Source organism: Brevibacterium oceani (genome assembly GCF_017948325.1).
In the GTDB taxonomy this organism is placed as follows: Bacteria; Actinomycetota; Actinomycetes; order Actinomycetales; family Brevibacteriaceae; genus Brevibacterium; species Brevibacterium oceani.
The window spans coordinates 2,562,219-2,579,762 of record NZ_CP072846.1; the positions used below are offsets into that span (position 1 = coordinate 2,562,219).

The following is a 17,544-nucleotide window of genomic DNA, read 5'->3' on the forward strand; positions in this document are numbered from 1 at the left end:
ATAGTGTGGTGGCCCCCACACTACAGAAATCATGTCGACCACACACGCTTCAGATGGGATCGCCGCGCACCATCGATTCCATGACGATCCATTTGGCAAGGACCTCGGGATCGACGGTAAGCATATGAGGCAGCCGCAGCGTCCGCCGGCGACCGGGGCTGTCGGCGCTGCGGATGCTCACGTCGATGTGGGAGCTCACGTTGACTTTGGTGAGGTGAACTTCAAGGATGCGTGCCCACGGCACGACCACGTCGGGGAAATCGTGAGTATCGGCCCAGAGTCCGTGGTCACTGATGATGACCTGCGGACCTGCCGATTCGGATCGACGCAGTCGCAGTGCCGTGCCGGCAGAGCGGAGGAACTGCTTGGTCCGTCCGAAGCGGATCTCTACACGGCCGTGCTGTGCGAGTTCGTTCTGCAGGGTCTCAATCGTTGTCATGGTTCCCGTTCGTGAATATCAGAAAGGGGCTCCATCCGAACCGGTTTTCACCAGTCGGGATGGAACCCCTTCCCTGCAAAGAATATTGCGGCAGTCACCTACTCTCCCACAACCACCAAGTTGCAGTACCATCAGCGCGAATGGGCTTAGCTACCGGGATCGGAACGGTTAACCGGGCGTTTCCCCACCACTATCACCACCGCAAAACCACACAGACCCTACACACCCCACAACAGGGGCGGTAATGGTCCAAGAACCGCACAGCGAACGCGAACACCCATCGACACAACACACGCACACCCCACAAGGGCGAACGCGGATTCTCAAGCAATCAAACTCAGAACAACAAAACTCGCACACACACCAACCCCAAACAAGAAGAGTTGAGTGAGTGATCGGTGTATTAGTACCAGTCAACTCCACACCTCACAGTGCTTCCATACCCGGCCTATCAACCCCATCATCTATAGGACACCTCCCCCCACACAAAGTGGGTTGGAAATCTCATCTCGGAGCAGGCTTCCCGCTTAGATGCTTTCAGCGGTTATCCATCCCGAACGTAGCCAACCAGCCATGCTCCTGGCGGAACAACTGGCACACCAGAGGTTCGTCCGTCCCGGTCCTCTCGTACTAAGGACAGACCTCCACAAATTTCCTACGCACGCAGCGGATAGGGACCGAACTGTCTCACGACGTTCTAAACCCAGCTCGCGTACCGCTTTAATGGGCGAACAGCCCAACCCTTGGGACCGACTCCAGCCCCAGGATGCGACGAGCCGACATCGAGGTGCCAAACCATGCCGTCGATATGGACTCTTGGGCAAGATCAGCCTGTTATCCCCGAGGTACCTTTTATCCGTTGAGCGACCACGCTTCCACAAGCCATGGCCGGGTCACTAGTCCCAGCTTTCGCTCCTGCTCGACACGTCCGTCTCACAGTCAAGCTCCCTTGTGCACTTACACTCGACACCTGATTGCCAACCAGGCTGAGGGAACCTTTGGGCGCCTCCGTTACTCTTTAGGAGGCAACCGCCCCAGTTAAACTACCCATCAGGCACTGTCCCTGAACCCGATCAGGGTCCGAAGTTCAGGAATCCACTATGGTCAGAGTGGTATTTCACCGATCGACTCCACCCACACTAGCGTGCAAGTATCCTAGTCTCCCACCTATCCTACACAAACCACACCCGAATCCCAATACCAAACTATAGTGAAGGTCTCGGGGTCTTTCCGTCCTGCTGCGCGTAACGAGCATCTTTACTCGTAATGCAATTTCGCCGAGTTCGTGGTTGAGACAGCAGAGAAGTCGTTACGCCATTCGTGCAGGTCGGAACTTACCCGACAAGGAATTTCGCTACCTTAGGATGGTTATAGTTACCACCGCCGTTTACTGGGGCTTAAATTCTCCGCTTCACCCCATACAGGGTTAACAGGTCCTCTTAACCTTCCAGCACCGGGCAGGCGTCAGTCCGTATACATCGACTTACATCTTCGCACGGACCTGTGTTTTTAATAAACAGTCGCTTCTCTCTGGCCTCTGCGACCACCACCAGCACATCACCAAGCACGTTGGCTTCACCGGGATGGTCCCCCTTCTCCCGAAGTTACGGGGGCATTTTGCCGAGTTCCTTAACCACGATTCTCTCGATCACCTTAGTATTCTCTACTCGACCACCTGTGTCGGTTATAGGGTACGGGCAACACACACCCTCACGTCGATGCTTTTCTCGGCAGCAGAGGATCACCAGATCACCCCACCAATGTGGGGCGCCCATCAGCTCTCACACACTATGTGGGGACGGATTTGCCTACCCCCACGTGCTACAACCTTAGACCGTGACTACCATCGCACGGCCTGGCTACCTTTCTGCGTCACACCTCACGCTTACCGACTCCACACTCAGGTCCCACAAACGCGCCCAACCACAGATCCGAAGACCTGACGGGACACGCTCATGGTTAGTCTCATGTGTTTTGGTACTGTCGGTTGTGTGTCGGTACCAGAATATCAACTGGTTGTCCATCGACTACGCCTGTCGGCCTCGCCTTAGGTCCCGACTTACCCAGGGCGGATTAGCCTAGCCCTGGAACCCTTGGTCATCCGGTGGACGGGTTTCTCACCCGTCTTTCGCTACTCATGCCTGCATTCTCACTCGAACCGCCTCCACCACTAGTTCACACTGCAGCTTCACCGGCGACTCGACGCTCCCCTACCCAACACCACACCATTACGGAATCACGTGGTGCTGCCACAACTTCGGCGGTGTACTTAGCCCCGCTACATTATCGGCGCTCAATCACTTGACCAGTGAGCTATTACGCACTCTTTCAAGGATGGCTGCTTCTAAGCCAACCTCCTGGTTGTCTTCGCAACTGAACATCCTTTCCCACTGAGCACACGCTTAGGGGCCTTAGTTGATGGTCTGGGCTGTTTCCCTCTCGACAATGAAGCTTATCCCCCACTGTCTCACTGCCACGCTGAACCTTGACTGGCATTCGGAGTTTAGTTGACGTCAGTAACCCGGTGGGGCCCATCAGCCATCCAGTAGCTCTACCTCCAGCAAGAACCACGCAACGCTGCACCTAAATGCATTTCGGGGAGAACCAGCTATCACAGAGTTTGATTGGCCTTTCACCCCTAACCACAGGTCATCCCCTCCATTTTCAACTGAAGTGGGTGCGGGCCTCCACGCGCTCTTACACACGCTTCACCCTGCCCATGGCTAGATCACTCCGCTTCGGGTCTAGGACACGCGACTGAAACGCCCTCTTCGGACTCGCTTTCGCTACGGCTACCCCACACGGGTTAACCTCGCCACGCACCGCTAACTCGCAGGCTCATTCTTCAAAAGGCACGCCATCACAGCCATCACGATGCTGCTCTGACGGATTGTAAGCACATGGTTTCAGGTACTCTTTCACTCCCCTCCCGGGGTACTTTTCACCATTCCCTCACGGTACTATTCCGCTATCGGTCATCAGGAAGTATTTAGCCTTACCAGGTGGTCCTGGCAGATTCACACGAAATTCCACGAGTTCCGTGCTACTCGGGCATCTGCACACCATGCGCAACCACTGTTTCGTCTACGGGACTCTCACCCACTCCGGTCCTGTTTCCCACCAGGTTCGACTACACCAATCACACACAGCCCGGTCATGCTGAACCAGAACATGCACACCCCACAACACCCACGCAGCAACACCAGCACGCTCTCACGCTACGAAGGTTTAGGCTCATCCAGTTTCGCTCGCCACTACTCCCGGAATCATTATTATTTTCTCTTCCTGCGGGTACTGAGATGTTTCACTTCCCCGCGTTCCCCCCACATGCCCTATATATTCAGACACGGGTCACCACCCTCACAGATGGCGGGGTTTCCCCATTCGGACACCCTCGGATCAACGCCCGTTTATCGGCTCCCCGAGGCTTATCGCAGATTTCCACGTCCTTCATCGGCTCCTGATGCCAAGGCATCCACCATGCGCTCTCACACACTCACCCAACCCCCAAAAGGGAGTCGGCATCATGTGTGCGCGAAAAAAATTTTCATCACTCTAAGATGATCACAAGAAAATCACATTACATCACACCACACACAAAACATGTGTGCAGTATGGATGCTCGCGTCCACTATACGATTCTCAAACCACTACCAAACACCACCCACAACCAACCAGGTCTCCTGGCTGCTTGTGGTGCGGGTCGGTCCTGTTGGTTGAAACCACACCCAACACCAAAGTGTCAGGGCTTGTGATTCCAGGACCCAATAACGTGTCCGTTCTAGCAAGCCCATATCCCAACGACGTCGAGGCACAAACCTCAACCCGGCTGGGTGGACGAGCGGGAGTTGTGATGTTCCACCCTTGAGCTCTCATGATGACCACATGCGGGTCATGCCACGAGGATCTTAATGTGTGCTCCTTAGAAAGGAGGTGATCCAGCCGCACCTTCCGGTACGGCTACCTTGTTACGACTTAGTCCCAATCACCAGTCCCACCTTAGACGGCCCCCTCCACAAGGGTTGGGCCACCGGCTTCGGGTGTTACCGACTTTCGTGACTTGACGGGCGGTGTGTACAAGGCCCGGGAACGTATTCACCGCAGCGTTGCTGATCTGCGATTACTAGCGACTCCGACTTCACGTAGTCGAATTGCAGACTACGATCCGAACTGAGACTGGCTTTAAGGGATTCGCTCACCCTCACGGGTTCGCCTCTCTCTGTACCAGCCATTGTAGCATGCGTGAAGCCCAAGACATAAAGGGCATGATGATTTGACGTCATCCCCACCTTCCTCCGAGTTGACCCCGGCAGTCTCCTATGAGTTCCCACCATCACGTGCTGGCAACATAGAACGAGGGTTGCGCTCGTTGCGGGACTTAACCCAACATCTCACGACACGAGCTGACGACAACCATGCACCACCTGTACACCAGCTCCAAAGAGAAGAACTGTTTCCAGAACGGTCCAGTGTATGTCAAGCCTTGGTAAGGTTCTTCGCGTTGCATCGAATTAATCCGCATGCTCCGCCGCTTGTGCGGGCCCCCGTCAATTCCTTTGAGTTTTAGCCTTGCGACCGTACTCCCCAGGCGGGGCACTTAATGCGTTAGCTACGGCGCGGAGAACGTGGAATGCCCCCCACACCTAGTGCCCAACGTTTACGGCATGGACTACCAGGGTATCTAATCCTGTTCGCTCCCCATGCTTTCGCTCCTCAGTGTCAGTTACAGCCCAGAGTCCCGCCTTCGCCACCGGTGTTCCTCCTGATATCTGCGCATTTCACCGCTACACCAGGAATTCCAGACTCCCCTACTGCACTCTAGTCAGCCCGTACCCACTGCCCGCGCAACGTTAAGCGTTGCGTTTCCACAGCAGACGTGACCAACCACCTACGAGCTCTTTACGCCCAATAATTCCGGACAACGCTCGTACCCTACGTATTACCGCGGCTGCTGGCACGTAGTTAGCCGGTACTTCTTCTGCAGGTACCGTCACTTTCGCTTCTTCCCTGCTGAAAGCGGTTTACAACCCGAAGGCCGTCATCCCGCACGCTGCGTCGCTGCATCAGGGTTTCCCCCATTGTGCAATATTCCCCACTGCTGCCTCCCGTAGGAGTCTGGGCCGTGTCTCAGTCCCAGTGTGGCCGGTCGCCCTCTCAGGCCGGCTACCCGTCGTCGCCTTGGTAGGCCATTACCCCACCAACAAGCTGATAGGCCGCGAGCCCATCCCCAATCGAAAAACTTTCCACCACCAACCATGCGGTCAGTGGTCATATCCGGTATTAGACCCAGTTTCCCAGGCTTATCCCGAAATCAGGGGCAGGTTACTCACGTGTTACTCACCCGTTCGCCACTCATCCACCCGAAGCAAGCTTCGGGCTTCAGCGTTCGACTTGCATGTGTTAAGCACGCAGCCAGCGTTCGTCCTGAGCCAGGATCAAACTCTCCATAAAAAAATTATGTTACGAATGAATCCCAGCAAGACAGCCAACCCCTCACGGGGTGAGAAGGTTGACCACTAAAAAACGACCAAACACCCACAACGCCCACCCCGATGATCGCGGGAGGTCCGGCGAAGAACCACCCACACAGGATGAACACAGATGCTCGATCGTGTGATTGTCTCACCAGAAAATAAATGTTCTGGCATCACAACTTGTTCAAACAAACACGCTATTGGATTCTCAAACCACAAACACACACCCATCACCACACACAACAGTGCGCGTTCACTGGGGGTATCAGTTTCTGTTGGCCACCCCATCCGTCCCAACCACCTGACAAACCCTGTTTGTCCTGGTCAGGCCCGGTGGAAACTCTGTTCTGAGAACCTCGTTTCCGGCGGGGCAACGAGATATAACTCTAGACCACTCCATCGGGACCGTGCAACTCGAAAGCGGGATTCGTACTGTGACACCTGTCACCGAGCTAGCAAGGTCAGGTCTGCGGGTGTTTCTGCAACGGCGCCGGTGCGCCAATGTCCCGCACCTACACCCGCTTGATGCCAACCACGTGCGGCCGCGTCCTGCCCTCATCATGCAGGCGACTCCCAGCGATTCACAGTGCCGCGCCCCTACACTGACCCAATGACTCAGAAAGAGCAGCGAGAGCGACTCGGCCGCAACGACCTCGATCTCGAGGACGCGCTCATCGACGAGGCAGCGAATACAGTCACAGAGGGCGCCAAGCGGCTCAATCGGAAATGGCCGGAGCTCATCGTCACCGGACTCTTCGGTGGCATCGATGTCGGTCTCGGCATCTTGGCCATGGTGCTCGTCAAGCAGGTGACCGGGTCGGAGATCCTTGCAGGGATGGCGTTCGGCATCGGCCTACTGGCCTTGAAGCTGGCGCATTCGGAGCTATTCACCGAAGAGTTTTTGTTGCCGATCAATGCCGTCATCGCGGGCCAAGCGAATTGGACCCAGGTCTTTCGGCTCTGGTCGGTGACTCTCGTGACCAACCTGCTCGGTGGAGCGGTGTTTGCGTGGCTGATCGTCCTTGCCCTTCCGGACTACCACCAAACGCTCGTCGATATGGCGCTGGGCTATATCAACCAGTCGTCCCTCGTCGTCATGCTCGCTCTCTCCCTTCTTGCCGGCGCGACGATCACATTGGCGACACGGATGCAACAGGGAACATCGAATGACGTCGTCAAGGCGATCGTCTGCATGATCACTGGTCTGCTGGTGATTGGAGCCAGCATGCTGCACGGAGCTATCAATGCGATCGTCATCCTCGCCGCCATGATGGCCGGCGCGGACATCTCGGTCCTCGACTTCCTGCAGTGGTTCGGGATCGTTATCCCGTTCAACATGCTGGGTGGACTGCTGATCATCACTCTGCCGCGAATCGTGCGCACCCGCCGCGTGCTCTGGGCCGTACGCAAAGGCCGCATCTCTCTCGAGGAGCTCGAGGAACAGAGCTCGTAGACCGCAGGCTCAGGCTCCGCGGTAGCCGGGCATGAGGGAGTCGCTGTCGACGATCTGTTTGCCCAGGGGCATGAGCGAGACGGGGATGAGTTTGATGTTCGCCCATCCGAGCGGGATACCGATGATGGAGACGAACAGCGGGATCGACGTGACGACGTGTCCGATGGCCAGCCAGACTCCTGCGACGATCAGCCAGATGATGTTGCCCAGGGTGGTCGCCACCCCTGCCGGCCTGGTCTCGATGACCTCACGACCGAAGGGCCACAGCGCGTAGTTGCCGATGCGGAAGGATGCGATGCCCCAGGGGATGGTGACGATGAAGATACAGGCGATGATGCCGGCGGCCCAGTAGCCCAGTGCGAGCCAGAGTCCGCTGAAGATGAACCAGATGATGTTGAGCAGCGTTCGCATAGTCTCCTCTTTCGACGGTCAGTTTTCGACGGTCAGTCTGATACCAGTCTGGTCGATCGGCGCGTCGAGTTCCATGAAGAAAGCCCCACGCCTCCTGAGGAGTTGCCACCGAGGCTGCAACCGGTTCGGGCGATAGGTAATCCGGTTCGGGCGATAGGCAATCCGGCTCGGCCGATGGGCACGGGCAAAGGTCAATTCCCGCCACAGCGATACACAATGCAAAACCGTGTATTCCGGCAAGACAAGGTGATGGCTTGTGAAATGCAGAACGCTTGGCGAGACTGCAGGCGCCGGTGAATGCGTCAGCGCCGTGTTCCCGGGATCGGGGACACGGCGCTGGCTTGCGGTGACGGCGGCTCAGTTGATGATGTCAACGGCTCCGAGAGTCTTCTTGCCCCGACGCAGGAGGATCACTCCCCCGGCTTCGGTGGGGAGCACCTCGGCGGGGGTGATGGTCTGATCCTGGTCAGCAACCTTGACGTTGTTGACGTACGCTCCGCCGTCCTTGATGGCGCGGCGAGCCTCGCCCTTCGACTTGACGATGCCGGCGGTGACGAAGGCGTCGGCGACGGGCAGACCGTCGGATAGCTGCGCGGTGCTGACATCACCGCGCGGAAGCTCGGCGGTCGCCGCCCCCAGGGTCGAGGCGTCGAGACCAGCCAGCTCACCACCGCCGAAGAGGGCGGAAGCCGCAGCGATCGCCTGCTCGTAAGCCTTGCGCCCGTGGACGAGGGTGGTGACATCCTCGGCGAGGGCCTTCTGGGCCACGCGGGTGTGCGGGGCTGCGGTGAACTCGGCTTCGATCGCCTCGATCTCGTCGAGCGAGCGCAGTGAGAAGACCTTGAGGTACTTCACCACGTCACGGTCATCGGCGTTGAGCCAGAACTGACTGAAGGCGTACGGGCTGGTCAGGGACGAATCCAGCCACACGGTGCCGGATTCGGTCTTGCCGAACTTCGTGCCGTCAGCCTTGGTGATCAGAGGGGTGGCCAAAGCGTGGACGGTCTTCTGCTCGACGCGACGGATGAGGTCGACGCCCGACGTGAGGTTGCCCCACTGGTCGGAACCGCCGGTCTGCAGGGTGCAGCCGTAGCGGCGGTTGAGCTCGAGGTAGTCGTTGCCCTGGAGGATCTGGTACGAGAACTCGGTGAAGGAGATGCCGGCTTCGCTGTTGAGGCGCGCGGAGACGGATTCCTTTGCGAGCATCCGGTTGACCGGGAAGTGCTTGCCAACGTCGCGGAGGAAGTCGATGGCCGAGAGCTGCGAGGTCCAGTCGAGGTTGTTGACGATCTGCGCGGCGTTCGGCCCATCGAAGTCGAGGAACTTCTCGACCTGGGCGCGGATCTTCGCGACCCATTCCTCGACGACCTCACGGGGGTTGAGCGTCCGCTCCCCCGACATCCGCGGATCGCCGATGAGCCCGGTGGCACCGCCGACGAGCGCAAGCGGGTTGTGCCCGGCCTGCTGGAGGCGGGCGGCGGTGAGCAGCTGGACGAGGTTGCCCATGTGCAGGCTCGGCGCGGTGGGATCGAAACCGACGTAATAGGTCAGCGACTCCGTCTCCAGAGCTTTCTGGAGGGCGGCCTCGTCGGTCGAAACCGCGACGAGCCCACGGGCCTTGAGTTCACTGAAGATGTCGGTCACTTCGGTCCTTTCGAATCTGTGTGGTGTGTCGGCTCGAGGCCGACGCGGTCAATTCTACGTGGTCGTTGAGGTGGCTCCTTCCGTTGACTGCCATCTGAGCAACTGCGACGGATTGCCTCGTCCGCACCGCGCGCCCTCAATCTTCTTCCTTACGTGATCGATTCAGGCCGAGCTCACGATCTAATTCTTCGTGGCTCACTCTTCCGGATTCCCTGCGTGCTGTCGCCGCCGCACGCGCATCTTCTTCGTCTTCGAATGCACGACGACGGAACTCGAAGGGCTCGGACCGGTTCTCACGAAACGTGAACCCAGTGTCCGCCTAGTGGTTCGAACATGGCCATGCCTGTCAGCGCCCTCAGGCGAATTCTTCAGATCGATGACCGACGCAACACTAGATTGTGGCATGTTGCAATTGTTAGAATGAATGTATTCGAGGAGGCAGCAATGACCGCTCAAGCGCATGATTCAGAGCAGACGATCAAGCTCGATCTCTATGGGCTGACTCAGGCTGAGGCTCAGGACGCGATCAAAGCTCATGCCAAACACGTCCAACTCCGGATCCAAGCGCGAGCCGAGCTCCGCGCCACAGTGGACCGGGCCTATGTCAACGACCTCCCTCTGGTTTCGGAGGCCACACAGAAGCAGGCAGTTCGCACCGCCGACGCACGTGTCCGACTCATCGAAGACGAAGGCGCGGCCACCTACAAGACGCTTGCCGAGCTCCGCGGAACCAGAGAAGGCGGTGCACGCTCGTGGGTGAATCGGCTGCGGAGAGACAATCTGCTGTTCACCGTTGAGGTCAAAGGGAAGACGCTCATCCCCAACGTCCAGCTCTCCGCGGACGGGCAGCTCAACGAACTGGTCAGCGAGCAGCTTGTCCAACCGCTCCTGGCTGCAGGCATGGAACCGTGGTCCTTGTGGTCGTGGTTGACCAGTCCTACCGGACTGCTCAGCGGGGAGATCCCAGCCGACGCGATCGTCACGGATCGGAAACGAGTCATTCGTGCCGTCGAGCGTCAGGTTGCCGACCTCGCTTTTCCTGTCGGCGCATGAGACTTGGCTTCGCACCCGAAGATCTCGAGTGCCCAGCACCAGGCCACTGCCCCGTCGCCACCGACGTCCTGACTGAACTCGCGCGCTCAGGGCAATTGCCGACGTGCACAATCAGCGAAGGCAGCACATGGCATCGGGTCTACAGCTCACGGTTCGGCCATACCGAGGCCAACCCCGTCTACGGCGATGCAAGGTTCTCGCCCTTCAACGAGGCAGGAACTGACATCCGAGTTCCAACTGTCTACTTGGCGAAGACTCCTCACGCAACCCTATTGGAGACGGTGCTTCGCGACATCGGCGCTTGGGTCGTGCGCGAGGTCTCCGAGGCGCGATTCTATGGGCAACTTCACGTCGGCCTGAAGCCAACCGAGACGCTGCAAGTAGCTGACCTGCGAAATTCAGCGTTGACGCAGCTGAATATCCCCCGTCCCGCCATCGCGTCCTCAGCGCAGGAGCACTATCCGTGCACGCGCACCGTGGCCAAGGCCATTCATGCGTCCACGCAGAATCTTGCAGGAATCGTCTGGCACTCTCGCCAGACTGAGATCAGCCATCATCCCGACACCGAAGCTCTCGTCCTGTTCGCCGACCGATTGGCCAAAGGCCGCGATGGTCTGGCTCTCACCCAGTCGCTGACAGCGGTCGGAGCGATCGGCGAAGGAGCCGGACGCATCGTCTTGGACGAACTGCTTGAGGACCTCGGCGTCACTGTGGTCTCGCCTCTCAGCTGAGTCCGTTCACCGACTCACCGGTGCGCAGAAGCACGCTTCCTCAAACAGACGACCAACGTGGTGATGCCAGAAGCGACAACAGCACAGACGCCGATGATGCCCAGGCTCTCGCCGAGGACCGCCAGGATACCTGCCCCGATATTGGCGCCGCCTCCGGTCGGCTTGCTGTTGTCATAGAGTCCCATTGCGAACATCGCCCCACCGACGACGATCAGCGCAATGCCACTGGTGAGCAGGAACTTTCGCATGCCGGGACCTCCCCGAAAGACCGTCGATGTGCAGAACCGGTGCCACGAGAGCAGCTGAGGAGAAGCTCAGCTACACACGGGACACCGGTTCGCAGATTATCACAAGGAATCTTACCTCTGAGGCGGAGTTCCAGTGCGATCAGCCTTCACCCCCTCCGCGCGGACCCTGCGAACTCGCGCAGGCGTTCGACCTCGGCCTTGGCGTTGGCGATCTGCGTATCGACAGCCGAACGAGCGGTGCCGCCCTTGGAGCTGCGACCGGTCTTCGGTGACTACGGCGAATGAATGACGATGACGTCCAGTGAGAATGTGTGGCGCCGCGAGACGCCGTTCAGGAGGCGCTGCTCGAAGACTCCCTACATTGGCCGTCGGCAGAAGTGCCGGACAAGCCCCGAGGTCGGTTGCTGCGGGTCGCGTCGCGTCGGCTCATCGATGCCAAACGTCAGGACGGTAGCCGCCTCGAGCGTGAACGACGGGTGTTCGCGCGCTTCCGTCCTGATGAGTCATCCATAGCCGAGGCCGCAGTCGAAGCCGCAGCCACCGACTGCACGCCGTCCGGGCGCCGATAATTGGAAGCGCTCGGAGATTCCGCCGAGGCGCTGGCCGCATACCGGACCGCCAGCAGACTGTGCACGAACGTTCCCGAGCAGAGATTCCTCAACGCTCAGATCACTCGTCTATCGGCCGGTTCAAAATGACGATTCTATTTTCCGTGAACCTGAGCCAGTGTCTCGATGTCGGGTTCTACGACCGACGCCCCAGGATTCGGGTCACTTTCTGAAAAGGGACGGCTCGCCATGACGGCAATCGCCCCGACTACAGCGAAGAGTGCCCAGACCCCTCCGATGAGGTAGGGGCCGACGCCCGGGATCAAGATTAGGGCGGACGCGATCATCGGTGACAGTCCCGCTCCGAGCGCAGCGGCAAGCTGATAGCCGACCGATGCGCCGGTGTATCGCACGGCAGGTGGGAAGAGCTCAGAGACATAGGCCGCAATAGGTCCATAGCACAGGCCCTGGACGATTCCATTGCCGAGAATGATTGCAACGGCGTACTGGTTGAGTTCTCCGCTGACGATGAGCAGCACGATCGGAACCGCGAGGGCTGCGGCCACCACATGGGCACCGATGAGAGAACGTTTGCGCCCGATCCTGTCGCTGAGACGGGCGACGATGAAGGTGACGATCAGCGTCGTCAACGCTCCGACGGCTTTCCAGTTGAGGACATCGGATTTGTCCTCACCTGCTGCGACTGCGACCGATACGCCCCAGACGGTCGTCAGGCCCTGAGTGACATAGATAGTCATCGTTGCGAAGAGAGCGATGAGCACTTGGCGCTTGTAGTTCTTAAACACTGTAAGTAGCGGGACTTTCCTCTCCTCGCTCTCCTCTTCGAGCTGCTGGAAGGCAGGTGTTTCGCTGACCTTGAGACGAATCACAAGGCCGACGACGATGAGTACGGCCGAAAGCAGGAACGGCAGACGCCAGCCCCAAGTCACAAAGTTGTCCCCAGTCAGCGTCGCAGTCAGTGACAGAATGAGCGTCGCCAGGATCGCTCCCGCCGGACCACCGGCATTGGCGAACGCCGCAGCCAGTCCGCGCCGGGCCTTCGGCGCGTGCTCGAGTGCCATGAGGGCAGCACCGCCCCATTCTCCACCGACGGCGATGCCTTGGATTATCCGAAGGGTAAAGAGGGATGCGGGTGCGATCATCCCAATTGACGCAGTCGGCGGCATGAGGCCGATGATCACGGTGACGGCTCCCATCATCACCATGGAAACGATCAATGCTTTCTTGCGCCCCACCTTGTCGCCGAAGTGACCGAAGATCACACCGCCCAGCGGCCTAGCCAGATAGCCGGCGGCCAAGGTGCTGAAGGAGGCGAACAGCGACAGTCCCGCCCCGAGTCCTGCGAAGAACAGATTCGCGAACACAATCGAGGACGCAGTTGCGTACAGGATGAAATCGTAGAACTCGATAGCCGAACCGACGAAGCTCGAAGTGAGGATTCGTCGCATCTCCGGCGTCTTCAGGGAGGTTTGGAGACCATCCTTGTCAACAACGTCTTTGTTGTCATTCATAGTTGCTTCAGCTCCTCATTGCGGCTTGTGCGGCCGTGGTGATGTTGATGGTGTCGAGGTCCTCTGGCACCAGGAATGTTCCGTCGAATCCGGTGTGCCCCTTGTGCCAGACGGTTTCATCGGCCGACCCGGGAACAAGGTGGTGCAGCGCCAGCACACGAGCCTGTGCCGCGGTGGCCATACGAATGGCACCACTGACCGAGGTATGTGACTTGTAATGGTGGTCGCGGGAGGCACTGCCTTCATCGTCGTCACGGTGCGCATACATCTGATCAACCCAGTCGAAGTCGATCGCTTCATGAAGAAGCAGATCAGTTCCCTGCGCCAGCTTGGCGAGGTTGGCGGTCTCGCAGGTGTCGCCCGAAATGGTCACCGATCCGTGCTCGCTCTCGAACCTGAAAGCGAACGCGGGTGCCACTGGCGGATGCTCAACGAGGATCGCAGTCACGGCGACAAGATCATCCTGGAAGATGACGAAAGGCTCCATATCCGGGGTCGGAGCAGTGTTCGGATGATAACCGATGCCCTCTGGGATCTCGATGTCGCGGGGATCGAAGAGGACTTCAGGTGACGGACGCAGCGAGTCGAGCACGCGGTCGTTGAGGTCTGTGGCGAACGCCCCAACGATACTTGTGAACATGTCGCCGATACCGGGCGTGGGGTTCGCCGGTGCCACAGGTCGAGGCGGGACGACTGCTCGCGGGGAGACTGGAGGGAGCGTGCCACGAGGGCCGGGTCCGAGGAGAGGAACCGGGTTGTCGACTCTTTGCTGGAGCTCATGCATGCCGAACACCACAAGTGACGGTAGGTCGATGGTGTGATCCGAATGCAGGTGAGTGATGAAGATGCCGCCCAGGCCACCGAGTTCGAGGCCAGCCTGACGGATGCGGCGTCCAACACCGTGACCGGCGTCAACGAGATAAAAGCGATCTTCAACGAGGACCGCCGTTGAGATACCTGCCCGATCCTTGGAATCGCCCTTCCACCATCGCGGGCCACCTGCGGTTCCTAGAGTGACTACTTTCATCTTCGAATCGTTCATTACCCGGCACTTTCACGTTGTTGCGTCTTTGACCTCCTCAGTCTTTCCCGTCGTCGTCAAAAAGAAAAGCAAATTATTACTGGCTTCAATATAGACTCTGACTATGACTGACATCACGCTTCGCCAGCTCGAGTATTTCCTCGCTGTTCTCGATCGCGGTTCGGTGAGCAACGCGGCGAAGGACTGCCGTGTGTCACAGGCGACGGTCTCTGCGGCTCTCGCCCAACTCGAAAAGCAGCTCAGAGTCACGCTCATTGCACGCGGTCCGGCTCGACGCGCTCGACCAACGAGCGCCGGCAGGGAATTCGGCGTACGTGCCAGAGAAATTCTCTCAGGTGTCACAGACGCAGTGGAATCTCTGAACGACGAGTCGTCTGCCCTGCAAGGACCATTGCGCATCGGTTGCATACCGACGGCGGGGCCACGGATGCTTCCAGCTACAGCTTCTCAGTTCGTCAAGCACCACCCGCAAGTGGACATCAGCTTTGTCGAGGCCCATCCGATGACCATTCAACGGATGGTTCTCAACGGTGAGGTCGATGTTGCTGTCATGTACCGCAAACAGATTCAGATCGAGGGAATCACCAGGCACGACCTCGCTGAGGTGCAATTGCACGCCATCGTGTCTGCTGATCATCCTGCGGCGGACAAGGGCGGCGTTGATATCGCCGAACTCATCGACGATCCGCTCATTCTGCTTGATTCTCCGCCAACCGCGGACCTCTTAATCAGCCAGATCCGCGGAATCGGTTATGAGCCTTCTGTTCGTTGGCTCATTCCGAATGCGGAGACAATCAGGTCGATGGTGGGCTTGGGACTCGGTTTTTCCTTGGCCAATGCAGTGCCTCATCCTGACACATTGACTTTCCAGGGCATGCCGGTTCGGTATCTGCCGGTGACAAACCCGGAGTTTGCCAACACGATTGTTGGAGTGACGATGACCGGAGCACGACTTTCGAAGAAGCTGGCTACGGCTCTGGAAATCCTCCGGAGGACTGCTGCTGAGACCGATCCACACTGGTGGAAGCGCCAAAGCCAATCATCAAGGCCGTCACGATCCTGATGTTGGAGAGGCACTGAATTTCTGCCTACCGCCAGTGCCTGCCCGATCTCACTAGCGGTCAATGTTTCGCTGCCTCATTCGGGCAACGAGCGCCGCGATCACCCAGGCCACGAGAACAGCTAGTCCGAGAGCTCCGACGAACTCTCCGAACAACATGGCAATTCCGGCTCCGATGTTGGCGTCGCCCGGGTCCGAGCCGGTGTCCAAGAGCAGTCCGAGGCCATAGAGACCTGCCCCGAGGAGGACGGTCACGGCGCCGCCGATGAGCAGGATTGTTCTTCTTCGCATGTCTCGACCTCCTAATGAGGTTGTTGATGTGCAAAGCCGAAGCCCGGACAAGCGGATTCTCTCCGCTCGCCCGGGCACCGAACTAAAATCTCTGTCTGGTTTCTCAGCCTTCACACGCTCCGAGCCGACCCTGCGAACTCACGCAGGCGCGCGACCTCGGCCTTGGCGTTGGCGATCTGTGCCTCGACGGCCGTCCGAGCCGTGCCGCCCTTGGCGTTGCGCGAATCGATCGACCCGAGCGTCGTGAGCACCTCGCGCACGGCCGGTGTCAGATGTTCGGAAATTCCGGCGAAGTCCTCGTCGGACAGGTCCCACAGTTCGACGTCACGCGATTCGGCCAGCTGCACGCATGCGCCCGAGAGCTCATGGGCGACACGGAACGGCACACCCTCACGCACCAGCCACTCAGCGATGTCCGTAGCCAGAGCGAACCCACGCGGCGCCAGATAGGCCATCCGCTCGGTATTGAACTTCAGCGTCGCGATCATCCCGGTGAACGCCGGCAGCAGCAGCTCGAGCGTATCCGTGGCATCGAAGACCGGCTCCTTGTCCTCCTGCAGATCCCGGTTGTACGCCAGCGGCAGCGCCTTGAGCGTCGACAGCAGACCCGTGAGGTCACCGATGAGACGACCGGACTTGCCGCGCGTGAGCTCGGCGATGTCCGGGTTCTTCTTCTGCGGCATGATCGACGACCCGGTCGAGTACGAGTCGTGGAGAGTGACGAACGAGAACTCCTTCGTCGCCCACGCAATGACCTCCTCGGACAGACGGGAGAGGTTGATGCCGATCATCGTCGTGATGAACTGGTACTCGGCGAAGACGTCACGCGACGCCGTTCCGTCGATCGAGTTCTCCACCGACTCGTTGAACCCGAGATCCGCGGCCACTGCCTGCGGGTCGAGCCCGAGCGACGATCCGGCCAGAGCACCCGAACCATAGGCGGACACTCCTGCCCGCGAGTCGAAGTCGACGAACCGGTCGACGTCACGCAGCAGCGGCCACGCGTGGGCAAGCAGATGATGGGCCAGCAGCACCGGCTGGGCGTGCTGGAGGTGGGTGCGTCCGGGCATCGGCGCCTCGGGGTGGGCCTCGGCTTGCGCGATGAGCACCTCGACGGTGTCGAGGACGAGGCCGGCGACCTCACGGGCGTGATCGCGCAGGTACATGCGTCCCATCGTCGCGATCTGGTCGTTGCGTGAGCGTCCGGCCCGCAGTTTGCCGCCGAGTTCGGGTCCGGCGATCTCGATGAGCCCACGCTCGAGCGAGGAGTGCACGTCCTCATCGGATTCCGCGGCCACGTACTCACCGGTCTCAACGCGGCGCAGCAGCTCATCAAGCGACGAGGTCATGCCGGCAAGTTCGTCCTCACTGAGCAGGCCCGCATGATGGAGAACCTTCGCGTGGGCCTTGGAGCCGGCGATGTCGTACTTCGCCAGGCGCCAGTCGAAGTCCGTGGACTTGCTCAGCGCGGCCAGGGCATCGGCCGGACCGTCGGAGAATCGTCCGCCCCACAGGCTCAGTCGTTCGCTCACAGCTCGTCCTTTCTCAACCGACGCGCTCCCGCGCCGGTCCGGTCATCATCATGTTGAAGTTCGTTAGTCATTGTTCCAGGTCTGGC

Annotated in this window: 12 protein-coding genes and 3 rRNA genes; 4 read left to right on the forward strand and 11 right to left on the reverse strand. The window is 59.2% G+C overall.

From position 1 onward, the window contains the following. Positions 1-49: 49 nt before the first annotated feature. From J9314_RS11365 to J9314_RS11380, 4 genes are all read right to left on the reverse strand, one after another. Entirely contained in the window at positions 50-439 is a 390-nt protein-coding gene (locus tag J9314_RS11365) for a hypothetical protein (protein WP_210602517.1), read from the reverse strand. Between the two features lie 85 nt (positions 440-524). Beyond that, positions 525-643: ribosomal RNA gene (rrf, locus tag J9314_RS11370) — 5S ribosomal RNA — on the reverse strand. A 179-nt stretch (positions 644-822) separates the two neighbouring features. Further along, positions 823-3,941 (reverse strand): 23S ribosomal RNA (locus J9314_RS11375). A 424-nt stretch (positions 3,942-4,365) separates the two neighbouring features. Beyond that, a 16S ribosomal RNA gene (locus J9314_RS11380) occupies positions 4,366-5,890 on the reverse strand. Together the 16S, 23S and 5S rRNA genes form the textbook arrangement of a ribosomal RNA operon. Positions 5,891-6,523: 633 nt before the next feature. Here J9314_RS11380 and J9314_RS11385 point away from each other — a divergent pair. Next, complete coding sequence (locus J9314_RS11385) at positions 6,524-7,366, forward strand: formate/nitrite transporter family protein (RefSeq protein ID WP_210602518.1); 843 nt, start codon at positions 6,524-6,526, stop codon at positions 7,364-7,366. Between the two features lie 9 nt (positions 7,367-7,375). On the opposite strand, the gene J9314_RS11390 is transcribed toward J9314_RS11385, so the two are convergent. Together J9314_RS11390 and tyrS are read right to left on the reverse strand one after the other, a co-directional pair. Next, a complete protein-coding gene (locus tag J9314_RS11390; RefSeq protein ID WP_166972473.1) occupies positions 7,376-7,777 on the reverse strand; it encodes a YccF domain-containing protein in 402 nt (133 codons plus the stop codon). A gap of 357 nt (positions 7,778-8,134) precedes the next feature. Next, positions 8,135-9,421, reverse strand: a complete 1,287-nt coding sequence (gene tyrS, locus J9314_RS11395; protein ID WP_210602519.1) for a tyrosine--tRNA ligase — start codon at positions 9,419-9,421, stop codon at positions 8,135-8,137. Positions 9,422-9,865: 444 nt separating this feature from the next. Between tyrS and J9314_RS11400 the strand changes: the two genes are divergently transcribed. Together J9314_RS11400 and J9314_RS11405 are read left to right on the forward strand one after the other, a co-directional pair. Continuing rightward, positions 9,866-10,474 carry a hypothetical protein gene (locus J9314_RS11400; protein ID WP_210602520.1) on the forward strand — a complete coding sequence of 203 codons (609 nt, stop codon included), beginning with the start codon at positions 9,866-9,868 and terminating at the stop codon, positions 10,472-10,474. Next, positions 10,471-11,205 (forward strand): RES family NAD+ phosphorylase, encoded by a 735-nt coding sequence (locus J9314_RS11405; protein WP_210602521.1) that lies wholly within the window; start codon positions 10,471-10,473, stop codon positions 11,203-11,205. Before J9314_RS11400 ends, J9314_RS11405 begins: the two co-directional genes overlap by 4 nt. A gap of 14 nt (positions 11,206-11,219) precedes the next feature. Here the strand turns inward: J9314_RS11405 and J9314_RS11410 are convergent, their stop codons facing one another. The 3 genes from J9314_RS11410 to J9314_RS11420 all read right to left on the reverse strand — a co-directional run bounded on the left by J9314_RS11410 (position 11,220) and on the right by J9314_RS11420 (position 14,575). After that, positions 11,220-11,453, reverse strand: a complete 234-nt coding sequence (locus J9314_RS11410) for a hypothetical protein (protein WP_210602522.1) — start codon at positions 11,451-11,453, stop codon at positions 11,220-11,222. Between the two features lie 703 nt (positions 11,454-12,156). Further along, a complete protein-coding gene (locus J9314_RS11415) occupies positions 12,157-13,533 on the reverse strand; it encodes an MFS transporter (protein WP_210602523.1) in 1,377 nt (458 codons plus the stop codon). 7 nt (positions 13,534-13,540) lie between these two features. Continuing rightward, positions 13,541-14,575, reverse strand: coding sequence for an MBL fold metallo-hydrolase (locus J9314_RS11420; protein WP_210602524.1), 1,035 nt, complete (start codon positions 14,573-14,575; stop codon positions 13,541-13,543). A gap of 103 nt (positions 14,576-14,678) precedes the next feature. On the opposite strand from J9314_RS11420, the gene J9314_RS11425 reads away from it, so the two are divergent. Beyond that, positions 14,679-15,638 carry a LysR family transcriptional regulator gene (locus J9314_RS11425; RefSeq protein ID WP_210602525.1) on the forward strand — a complete coding sequence of 320 codons (960 nt, stop codon included), beginning with the start codon at positions 14,679-14,681 and terminating at the stop codon, positions 15,636-15,638. Positions 15,639-15,689: 51 nt separating this feature from the next. On the opposite strand, the gene J9314_RS11430 is transcribed toward J9314_RS11425, so the two are convergent. Together J9314_RS11430 and argH are read right to left on the reverse strand one after the other, a co-directional pair. Further along, positions 15,690-15,926: a hypothetical protein gene (locus J9314_RS11430; protein ID WP_210602526.1), complete on the reverse strand. Its 237-nt coding sequence runs from the start codon at positions 15,924-15,926 to the stop codon at positions 15,690-15,692. A 110-nt stretch (positions 15,927-16,036) separates the two neighbouring features. Continuing rightward, entirely contained in the window at positions 16,037-17,458 is a 1,422-nt protein-coding gene (argH, locus tag J9314_RS11435; protein WP_210602527.1) for an argininosuccinate lyase, read from the reverse strand. Positions 17,459-17,544: the final 86 nt, after the last annotated feature.

Bases quoted from the DNA above. Each gene is read 5' to 3' on its own strand.
- J9314_RS11385 (WP_210602518.1), top strand. From the start codon at position 6,524: ATGACTCAGAAAGAGCAGCGAGAGCGACTCGGCCGCAACGACCTCGAT.
- J9314_RS11430 (WP_210602526.1), bottom strand. From the start codon at position 15,926: ATGCGAAGAAGAACAATCCTGCTCATCGGCGGCGCCGTGACCGTCCTC.
- J9314_RS11410 (WP_210602522.1), bottom strand. From the start codon at position 11,453: ATGCGAAAGTTCCTGCTCACCAGTGGCATTGCGCTGATCGTCGTCGGT.
- J9314_RS11420 (WP_210602524.1), bottom strand. From the start codon at position 14,575: ATGAACGATTCGAAGATGAAAGTAGTCACTCTAGGAACCGCAGGTGGC.
- J9314_RS11405 (WP_210602521.1), top strand. From the start codon at position 10,471: ATGAGACTTGGCTTCGCACCCGAAGATCTCGAGTGCCCAGCACCAGGC.
- J9314_RS11425 (WP_210602525.1), top strand. From the start codon at position 14,679: ATGACTGACATCACGCTTCGCCAGCTCGAGTATTTCCTCGCTGTTCTC.
- J9314_RS11415 (WP_210602523.1), bottom strand. From the start codon at position 13,533: ATGAATGACAACAAAGACGTTGTTGACAAGGATGGTCTCCAAACCTCC.
- J9314_RS11390 (WP_166972473.1), bottom strand. From the start codon at position 7,777: ATGCGAACGCTGCTCAACATCATCTGGTTCATCTTCAGCGGACTCTGG.
- J9314_RS11365 (WP_210602517.1), bottom strand. From the start codon at position 439: ATGACAACGATTGAGACCCTGCAGAACGAACTCGCACAGCACGGCCGT.
- J9314_RS11400 (WP_210602520.1), top strand. From the start codon at position 9,866: ATGACCGCTCAAGCGCATGATTCAGAGCAGACGATCAAGCTCGATCTC.